The organism is Caballeronia sp. M23-90, from assembly GCF_053574605.1.
Genome location: NZ_JBSIPA010000293.1, coordinates 1 through 8,236 on the forward strand (window position 1 = coordinate 1; position 8,236 = coordinate 8,236).

Genomic DNA, 8,236 nt, shown 5'->3' on the forward strand with positions numbered 1-8,236 from the left:
CGAAGTGCTTGCAAGCCTCGGTTACAGCAGCGACCAGATCAGCAAGCTGCACGACGCTCAAGCGGTTTGAACGCGTAACTGCGGCGCTGTGGGTTTTCATGAACTCACAGCGCTGCATGTTTTAACGGGGTGTCTCGCCCTGGATCATGGCTGCAGCAAGTTACCAGCAACTCTATTCGCGCGAGACGCTTGCGAACGTCAACAGCGACACCGACCTGTCCATCAAGACCGTAAATGAAATCCGCCAGGACGATGGCCTCGCGCTGCGCATTCCCGATTTGAGCGCGGCAGGGCTCACGTTCAAGCGCGTGCAACGGCTGCGCTTCAACAACAAGCCGCTCGTGCAGATCGTGTATTTGCCCAAGGAAGGCGCGCCCATCGCACTATGCGTGATGAAAGAGGTCAAGCCGGATGCGGCGGTAGCGGATCAAACGGTCGCATCGATGACCGTCGTCACCTGGCGTCAGGCCGAACTCGGCTATGCGCTGATCGGGCAGCCGCAAGGCGTCGACCTGACCGCGCTTGGCAAGCAGATCTCCAGCAGCCAGGTCGCGCCGCTTTTCAGCCGCGACGAGTCACGTGCGTCAAGCGCCTCGCTGTTGGCATCGGCGAAAATCCCCCTGAGTACCCGCCCCGTTTTCTGACAGGCGCGGAATAATTTCATAGCTTCGCTGTTGTGTTTAATGCGCCGGCCATTTCCTGGCTCGCGGCGCATTAACGCACAGCGGAACGCATGAGCTATCGCCTCGAATACTTCCTGTTTCTGTTGCACTCCCGTCGGCTGGTCAAACGCGCGTTGTGCGGCTTGTCTGCGTTCGCGTTGCTGTGTGCGGCCTCGCAAGCGCATGCCGGCTGGACGATCGCAAGCGCCGACGCACCCGCCACGGTCATTCGCGCGACGAACGTCTATCAATTGGGCGCGGGCGAAGCGCTGCGTGACGACGACCTGGTTGAATCCGCGCCGCGCAGCGTGGTCCAGCTTCAGGACAATGCAGGCAACCTGCTCGCACTCGGGGCACAGACACGGGTGCTGCTGCAGGCGGGGCCGCGTGTATCGCTGCTCGATGGCTGGCTGAAGATCGCCCATACATGCGCAACGCCGCCGTGCAAGGCGCCTGTCGTCGATACTGAACGGGGTTCGGTCGAGCTTGGCGGGAACGCGGCGGCGGTCGTTGCGGCGCTCCCCGGCACGAATCAGGACGAGCCGACAATCGCCGTATTCAGCGAAAGCGGCACGCAAACGTTGGCTGGTTCCGCGCGTAAAAACGCCATCACGCCGGGGAGTTTCGCTTATGTGACCGCAAGCGCGCCGCCGCAGATTGCGCAGCGTCCATCGAGCGCATTCCTCACCGACATGCCTGTTGTTTTCCGCGACGCATTGCAGCGTCTGCCCATCACACCGGCCGCACACGACAGCCCTGTAAAACCGCTGCGTGCGGTGACCTACGACGATGTGTCCGCTTGGCTCGCAAGCGACTTGCCGGCGCGCAAGCGCTTCCCCGCGCGTTTCCGCTCGCGCCTTGCCGACCAGGCGTTTCGCCGTGCCATCGATCAAAACCTCAAGGCCTTGCCTGAGTGGCGCGTGCTGCTCTACCCGCCGCCCCCACGACCCGATGCGCGCCAGCGCGCGTTGCAAGCCCTTCGCGTCAACACCTCCGCGCCGCCCGCGAACTCACTGTATGCACATCCATGAAACGCAAACTCTCTCTTAGCGCCAAGTTCAATCTGGTCTTCCTGCTTGTCTTTGCAATCGGCCTGAGTGCGGCGAGCGTGGTCGCGGATCGTCTGTTGCAAAAGCAGGCACTCGATGAAACCGTACACGACGCCAACGTGCTGATCAGCGCGGCAGCATCAATGCAAAGCTACACCGCAACCCACGTCACGCCGCTGCTCGCCACGCAGATCAAATATCAGTTCGTACCCGAGTCCATTCCGGCGTTCTCGGCCATCGAAATGCTGAACCTGTTGCAAAAGGATTTCCCGAACTTCTCATACAAGTCGACCATGCTCAATCCGACCAATCCGCGCGACCGGCCAACGGATTGGGAGACCGACGTGATCACGCATCTGCACGATCATCCCGACCTGAAACAGATGACAGGTCAACGCATTTCGTCGGGCAATCCCACGCTGTTCCTTGCGCGGCCAAGCCGCATCACGGACGTCGCGTGCATGCAATGCCACAGCACCCCGAGCGCAGCGCCCGCGACCATGATCGACAAATACGGCTCGGCGAACGGGTTCGGCTGGACCATGAACGATGTGATTGGCGCAGAGTTCGTGTCGGTGCCGATGACGCAACCCATCGAACGTGGCCGCGCTGTCTGGCGCACGTTCATGCTGTCGCTGACGGCGGTGTTCGCGGTGGTGCTGATCGTGATGAACGTGATGGTGAACATGCTGATCACGCGACCCATCCAGTCGCTCTCGCGCGCCGCCGATGAAATGAGTCTCGGCAAGCTTGCCGAAACACCTTTGCCAACGGGTGGATCGGACGAGATTGCGTCGCTGGCGGTATCGTTCGGACGCATGAGGACGAGCCTGATCGAAGCATTCAAGATCCTCGATGAAGGGGCGCACTGATCATGACGGCATCCGCCGATACCCCATCCGAACTCGGCCGATACCGCATCGAGCGCGTGCTCGGACGCGGCGCAATGGGTGTTGTGTATCTGGCGTTCGATCCGCAGATCGAGCGCCATGTCGCGCTCAAGACCATCCGCAACGAATTGTTGCCGGCAGGTTCCGAAGGCGGTTCGATGCACGACCTCACCGCGCGTTTCCTGAACGAAGCGCGTGCGGCCGGCCGCCTTGCGCATCCGAATATCGTGTCGGTGTATGACTATGGCGAAGCGGGCGACACGGCATACATCACGATGGAATACGTGCGTGGCGAGAGCCTCGCCGCGCGTCTCGCTCAGCATGCCCGAACGCCAACCCGAATAGAACCGGCGCGTGCTTTAGGTTGCTTTTTGCAACTCCTCGATGCACTTGATTACGCGCATCAGGAAGGCGTGATTCATCGTGACATCAAGCCTGCCAACCTGCTGATCACGCAACGCGGCGAATGCAAGATCACGGACTTCGGCATTGCGCGGATCGAAGCGTCGCATCTCACGCAACTGGGCACGGTGATCGGCACGCCCAGCTACATGTCGCCGGAACAGTTCACGGGCGAGACCATCGATGCGCGCGCCGACCTTTTCTCCGCTGCGGTCGTGCTCTACGAAATGCTGACCGGCGCATGTCCGTTCGCGGGCACGCCGACCGTGGTCATGCGGCAAGTGTTGAGCGACACGCCTATGCTGCCATCGGAACGCGTGCCGGGCTTGGCCGGTTATATCGATGCGATGTTGATGAAGGCGCTTTCGAAGCGGCCTGAAGACCGTTACGCCTCCGCGCGTGAATGGCGCGACGTGCTGATGGGCGCGCTCGGCGCGGCGCAATCCGAAGACAGCGACCAGACGGTGATCGCATTTGCAAAGCCGATTGCGTTACTCGAAGCGCCCGAGCTCAGCGAACCTTCAATGGACTGGCCGCCTGAACTGATAGCGCAACTGGAGGAGCGGCTCGCGAGTCACGTGGGACCGGTTGCGACGATCTTGCTGCGTCGTGCGACGGCGAAGTCCTCGGACTTCAACGCATTGCGGGAGCGGCTTGCGGCGCATTTTCCAACCGATGCCGCGCGGCGCGATTTCAACTCGCTGCTGATGCGGCTTGAGACGCCGGGGGATGGGTCACGGATTGCTTCGGGTATGAGGCGGACTTCGATGCCCAGGAACGAGCCGGTGCTTCAGGTGAGCATTGCGCCTGAGGTCTTGCAGGACGCCACGCTCAAGCTCGCTGCATATGTTGGGCCGATAGCGCGGGTCATCGTGGCGCGCGCCGCCGCGAACGTGCCTAATACGGATACGTTTTACGAACGTCTGATTGATGCCGTGCAGGAACCGAAAGACAGCGATGCGTTGCGGCGAGATCTTGGCATCGCACCGGATTAACCACCCAGCAATCGCAAGAACAACGCCGTATCCGGCGCGCCCTCGTGCCTGTGCAGCGCTTGCGCGCTCGTCCACCAAACGCTTGCAACATCGCCCTCGCTCAAAAACCGCCTGAACTTATCGCGCCAGACCAGCGTTTCAGCACCGCTATCAAGTTGCTCCAGCTCGGTCTCGAACTCTGCCAGCGAGAACTTCGCCTTCAACGTCGATAAGGCCAAACCCGCCGCATGCTCGTACCACACCGAACTGCTGTGCAGCCAGTCATCGAAGAAAGCTTGAGCCATTGGTCGAGCCACGACGAAAGGAAAATACCGCCCGACCGCGTCGATACCCGGCATCATCACGCCCGCATACGCCGTATCATCCATCACCCCGGGTTTCATCGCGAAACACCATAGCGGCATGCCGAGGAAGTCTTGCAACCAGGCGTCGCCAAGCTGTTCCTGAGCCTTGAGCAATCCGCGCTGCAACCACGTATCCCACTGCACGACAAATTCGCGCGACAAACCGCGTCCCACAAAGTCGCCATGCGTGCGCACTTTTCCGTAGAAGCCCGTGCCGGCTTCTTCAGGCGTCCTCATAGTTGCGCCGGGCATCGAAAGCGGTCGAGCACACCGGCACGAAACGGATTGACCACGCTGCTCGCCGTGAGGTCGACCGATACCAGGCCGTTGTCGAAGGTCGCCTTGAAACGGTCGGGCTGACCCGCGGGCGTGATCCGCGCGGTATCGAGCAGATGGAACAACGCCCACGGTCCGTCCGCATGCGGCGCAGTCGTCGATGCCGGATCGAGCTCCACATGCGCCTGCCCCGTGCCCTTGCCGCTCGGCCATTGGAACGCGGCGGTCGCGCCCGGTGTGCTGTCGGTTGCAACCAGTTGCACGCCGTCTACATCGAATACAAAACGTTTGACGGATGGATCGATGGAAGCAAGCTTCGCCGAGAATCGAACCGATACATCATGACCGCCATCGCGAAACAACGCATCGCGGATCTGCGCAGCATTCTGGAACTGCGCAAGGACGTCGTCGGGTACGCCGAGCGAGCGCGCTTCCGGGCGCCAGCGCCATACAGCGCCCGACGTATCCACGCGGTTCTGCAAGTTCTTCTGAAAGAAGTCATCGATCAGGCCGCCGGGCCCGAGGATGCGCCCGAAGTCATCAGGCGCGGCATCCCGCGTCGAGGTGCGCACGAGCGGATAGCGGCCATCCAGCGCTTGCCGGCAAGCCGGCGCGACCGTCGATGCCCACAGCGCCCGAAGCTGCGCACGCTGGCTCTGGACCTGAACGGTATCGGCGTTGTCCGCGACACCTTGCAGCACCGCACCGAGCGGCGCGGGTGCGCCTTGCGCGAGCAGTTTCAAACGATCGAGTGAACTCGTCGGCGGCAAGGGCAGTGATTGCTTGCGCGCGGAATCGACCGCTTGCAGCGTTGCGGCCGCTTCCTTCAATGCACCGATGGAATCATCGACAGGCGCACCCGAGGTTGCCCCCGGCTTGCCAGCCAGATCATGCAGCGCCTGGAAATGCGTGTTGACGAGCGCGGCGCTGTCGGCACTTGCAGTGGGTTGCGTTTGCCCTTCTGCGCCGCCGAGGCTCTTGCGCAATGCATCGAACTTGCCAGCGGCAGCGTCAGTACTTGCTGCCGGCGCGACGAACGTCGTCTCGAGCGCCGCCGCCGTAATCAATGCACGCAGCGGTGAGTTCTGCGAACCCATCAGGTTCGCAACGCGCGCGCCCTGGTCGGGTGCGGAAAACGATACGACACCGACATCGCCGAGCAGTCCATCCCACTGCCGGATGCTTTCCTCGCAGTACAAACGCGTCAATGCCGTGCGAAGTTCATCGATACCTGCCGCATCCGGCTTCGTCTCGGCGCGCCCCAGCACCCAGTCGTCCTTCGCAATGTTGGCGAGCGTCATCTCGCGCAAGCGCAGGAAAGCGGTAAAACCAGCTTGCGTATAAGCACCATCGATACCCTGCGTCAACGGCATCCCGCTCTTGCGCACGAACACCAGCAGCCCGCTTGGCCCCGCCGCCTTGGCGATCGAAAAATCCGCCAGATGAAGCTGCGTAAGCTGCTGCTGGATGCGGCTGTTCAGACGCTGCGCAAGCGGCACGCGGCTCAATGTTGCGCGTGCCTGGGCAATCAGGTTCTGATCGAGCGGCAGGTTTGAATCGAACTGTCCACGGCGAAAGAGCGCCTCAAGATGCTGGTCGATACTCGCGCGTTGAGCATCGCTTGCGGTTTGCAGCGGACCGCGTTGCCAGTCGCGCATGGCCCAGCTTCTCAATGCGTCGGGATCGTAGTGCGTCGGGTCGCCAAGCATCAGGTACGCACGCAGTACTTCATATTGAAGCGCAGCATTGTTCGCATCGCCGCGACGCAACTCTTCTTCCATGCGCTGCACGACAATGGGCAACAACGTCTGGCGCAACAACCGCTGATACACCCGTTGCGCTTCGGCGCCGATTTTCTCGCGTTGATCGAGACCGAGCTTCGCCCACCACACATCACCGCGGCTTTCGCGTTCGGCTTCGCCGCCGGGCAAGTCTCGGGCGGCATCGAGTACGGGGAGAACTGCGAGCGGATCATCGCCGAGCGTGGTCTGTTGCACCCGCTGCTGAAGTGCTGCAATCTGCTGACGGCTTTCGTCAACGAAGCGACGGTTCGCCCGGTCGCTGACAAAGAGTCCGATCAACCCTGCAATCAACACGGCGCCCACCGCGCCAATAGCAATCTGCTGGAACCGCGCACGCCGCCGCTCGACGCGCAAGTTGCTGCCAGCAAGGCCCGCTTCCTCGAAGATCACATCGCGCAGCAAACGCTTCACGAAGTATGCGCGGCCACTCGATGTATCGGCGAGCAGCACTTCCCGTTGCAACCCGAGCGCTGCGGCCATGGAACTCATCATGCGGTCGAGCGGACGGCCGCTTTGCGTGCCGCTCGTGAAATACACGCCGCGCAACAACGCGGCGCGATCAAAGCGCGATTCGCTGAAGGCGTCATCCAGGAAACGCTGCAGCGATCCTTCGATACCCGCGAACTGCTGCGGGAACGAATAGATCAGCGCGCGACGGCGCACATCGGTTTCCTGCTGCATGCGTTGCAGCACGCGCTCCTGGAGCTGCCGATGGAGCAACCGGAATTCATCCGGGAAACGTTGCAGCGGTTGTCCTGAATTTTCCGCGCCGTCTTCAGGCGAATGCGGGAACGTCACGCCCCACACTTGCTCGCGTTCGTCGCGGCCGAGGTCATCGAAGAATTCGGAGAAGCCGGAGAGCATGTCGCTCTTCGTGACTACCACGTACACCGGGAAACGCATGCCGAGCTGCTTGTTCAACTCGCTCAGGCGTTCACGCACCGACGCCGCGTGCGCGGCACGTTGGGCATCGGTCTGCTGCAACAAGTCCGCTGCCGACACGACGACCATCACGCCGTTGAGCGGACGACGCGGACGGTACTTGCGCAGCATTGCGAGAAATCCGAGCCATGCGCCGCGATCCGCTTCGGCGTGGCTGTCTTGCGTGGTGAAGCGGCCGGCGGTGTCGAGGAGAACGGCGTCGTCGGTGAACCACCAGTCGCAATGACGCGTGCCGCCAACGCCACCAATCGCCTGCGCGCCAAGGCGGTCAGCCAGCGGAAATCGCAACCCTGAATGAACCAGCGCCGTCGTTTTGCCTGCACCCGGCGCGCCAACGAACATGTACCACGGCAAGTCGTAAATGGTCTGGCGGCGCGCACTGAACCACGATTTCCAGCCCTTGCCGTCTTTGCCCGTCGCGGTGGTTCGAAGCGTCTTCAATGCTTCCTCGAAGCGCGTGCGCAGGATGGCGAGATCCGCATCGGCGGCCTTGCGTGCTTCGCTCGGTTTGCGATCGGCCGGGTTCACCGAATCCGCGATAAGACTGCGCACGAAGTTGGAACTCGCAAGCCGCGCCTTCACGGCACGCGCGCCGAAGTACACCGCCCAGCACGCGGACAGCAGCGCGATCGCGATCCATCGGCTGGTCGTACTTCCTAGCGGCTCGCTACCGTTGAACGCGAGCAAGGGTCCTTCGAACCACACAATGAACGCCAGCGCCAACACGCCGAAAAACGACATGACCACCGGTATCCGGGGCGCATCCATGAACGCCGGCATTCTCTCGCTCTCCGGCGGCAACCAGCAAAAGGTGCTGTTCGCACGGGCGCTGGCGTCGGATGCCGACCTGATCCTGATGGACGATCCCACCCGG

Annotated in this window: 6 protein-coding genes and 1 pseudogene; 5 read left to right on the forward strand and 2 right to left on the reverse strand. The window is 62.1% G+C overall.

Going from position 1 to position 8,236, the window contains the following annotated elements; all coding sequences use genetic code 11:
- The first annotated feature begins 146 nt into the window (after positions 1-146).
- From ACRXB1_RS23960 to ACRXB1_RS23975, 4 genes are all read left to right on the forward strand, one after another.
- Positions 147-644, forward strand: coding sequence for a hypothetical protein (locus tag ACRXB1_RS23960; RefSeq protein ID WP_449493444.1), 498 nt, complete (start codon positions 147-149; stop codon positions 642-644).
- A gap of 89 nt (positions 645-733) precedes the next feature.
- Positions 734-1,693: a hypothetical protein gene (locus tag ACRXB1_RS23965; RefSeq protein WP_449493445.1), complete on the forward strand. Its 960-nt coding sequence runs from the start codon at positions 734-736 to the stop codon at positions 1,691-1,693.
- The gene (locus tag ACRXB1_RS23970) at positions 1,690-2,583 is read left to right on the forward strand and encodes a c-type heme family protein (protein ID WP_449493446.1); all 894 of its coding nucleotides are present in this window, start codon (positions 1,690-1,692) and stop codon (positions 2,581-2,583) included. Before ACRXB1_RS23965 ends, ACRXB1_RS23970 begins: the two co-directional genes overlap by 4 nt.
- Positions 2,584-2,585: 2 nt before the next feature.
- Complete coding sequence (locus ACRXB1_RS23975; RefSeq protein WP_449493447.1) at positions 2,586-3,998, forward strand: serine/threonine-protein kinase; 1,413 nt, start codon at positions 2,586-2,588, stop codon at positions 3,996-3,998.
- Here ACRXB1_RS23975 and tagF read toward each other — a convergent pair.
- Positions 3,995-4,579, reverse strand: coding sequence for a type VI secretion system-associated protein TagF (gene tagF, locus ACRXB1_RS23980; protein WP_449493448.1), 585 nt, complete (start codon positions 4,577-4,579; stop codon positions 3,995-3,997). The two genes, ACRXB1_RS23975 and tagF, sit on opposite strands and share 4 nt — an antisense overlap.
- Positions 4,576-8,103 carry a type VI secretion system membrane subunit TssM gene (gene tssM / locus ACRXB1_RS23985; RefSeq protein WP_449493449.1) on the reverse strand — a complete coding sequence of 1,176 codons (3,528 nt, stop codon included), beginning with the start codon at positions 8,101-8,103 and terminating at the stop codon, positions 4,576-4,578. The genes tagF and tssM overlap by 4 nt, the downstream gene beginning before the upstream one ends.
- 7 nt (positions 8,104-8,110) lie before the next feature.
- Between tssM and ACRXB1_RS23990 the strand changes: the two are divergent.
- Positions 8,111-8,236, forward strand: a pseudogene (locus tag ACRXB1_RS23990) (ATP-binding cassette domain-containing protein); the annotation flags it as partial.

What these genes read in the sequence shown, in the direction of transcription:
- tagF (WP_449493448.1), bottom strand. Translation starts at nt 4,579, where the DNA reads ATGAGGACGCCTGAAGAAGCCGGCACGGGCTTCTACGGAAAAGTGCGC.
- tssM (WP_449493449.1), bottom strand. Translation starts at nt 8,103, where the DNA reads ATGTCGTTTTTCGGCGTGTTGGCGCTGGCGTTCATTGTGTGGTTCGAA.
- ACRXB1_RS23970 (WP_449493446.1), top strand. Translation starts at nt 1,690, where the DNA reads ATGAAACGCAAACTCTCTCTTAGCGCCAAGTTCAATCTGGTCTTCCTG.
- ACRXB1_RS23965 (WP_449493445.1), top strand. Translation starts at nt 734, where the DNA reads ATGAGCTATCGCCTCGAATACTTCCTGTTTCTGTTGCACTCCCGTCGG.
- ACRXB1_RS23975 (WP_449493447.1), top strand. Translation starts at nt 2,586, where the DNA reads ATGACGGCATCCGCCGATACCCCATCCGAACTCGGCCGATACCGCATC.
- ACRXB1_RS23960 (WP_449493444.1), top strand. Translation starts at nt 147, where the DNA reads ATGGCTGCAGCAAGTTACCAGCAACTCTATTCGCGCGAGACGCTTGCG.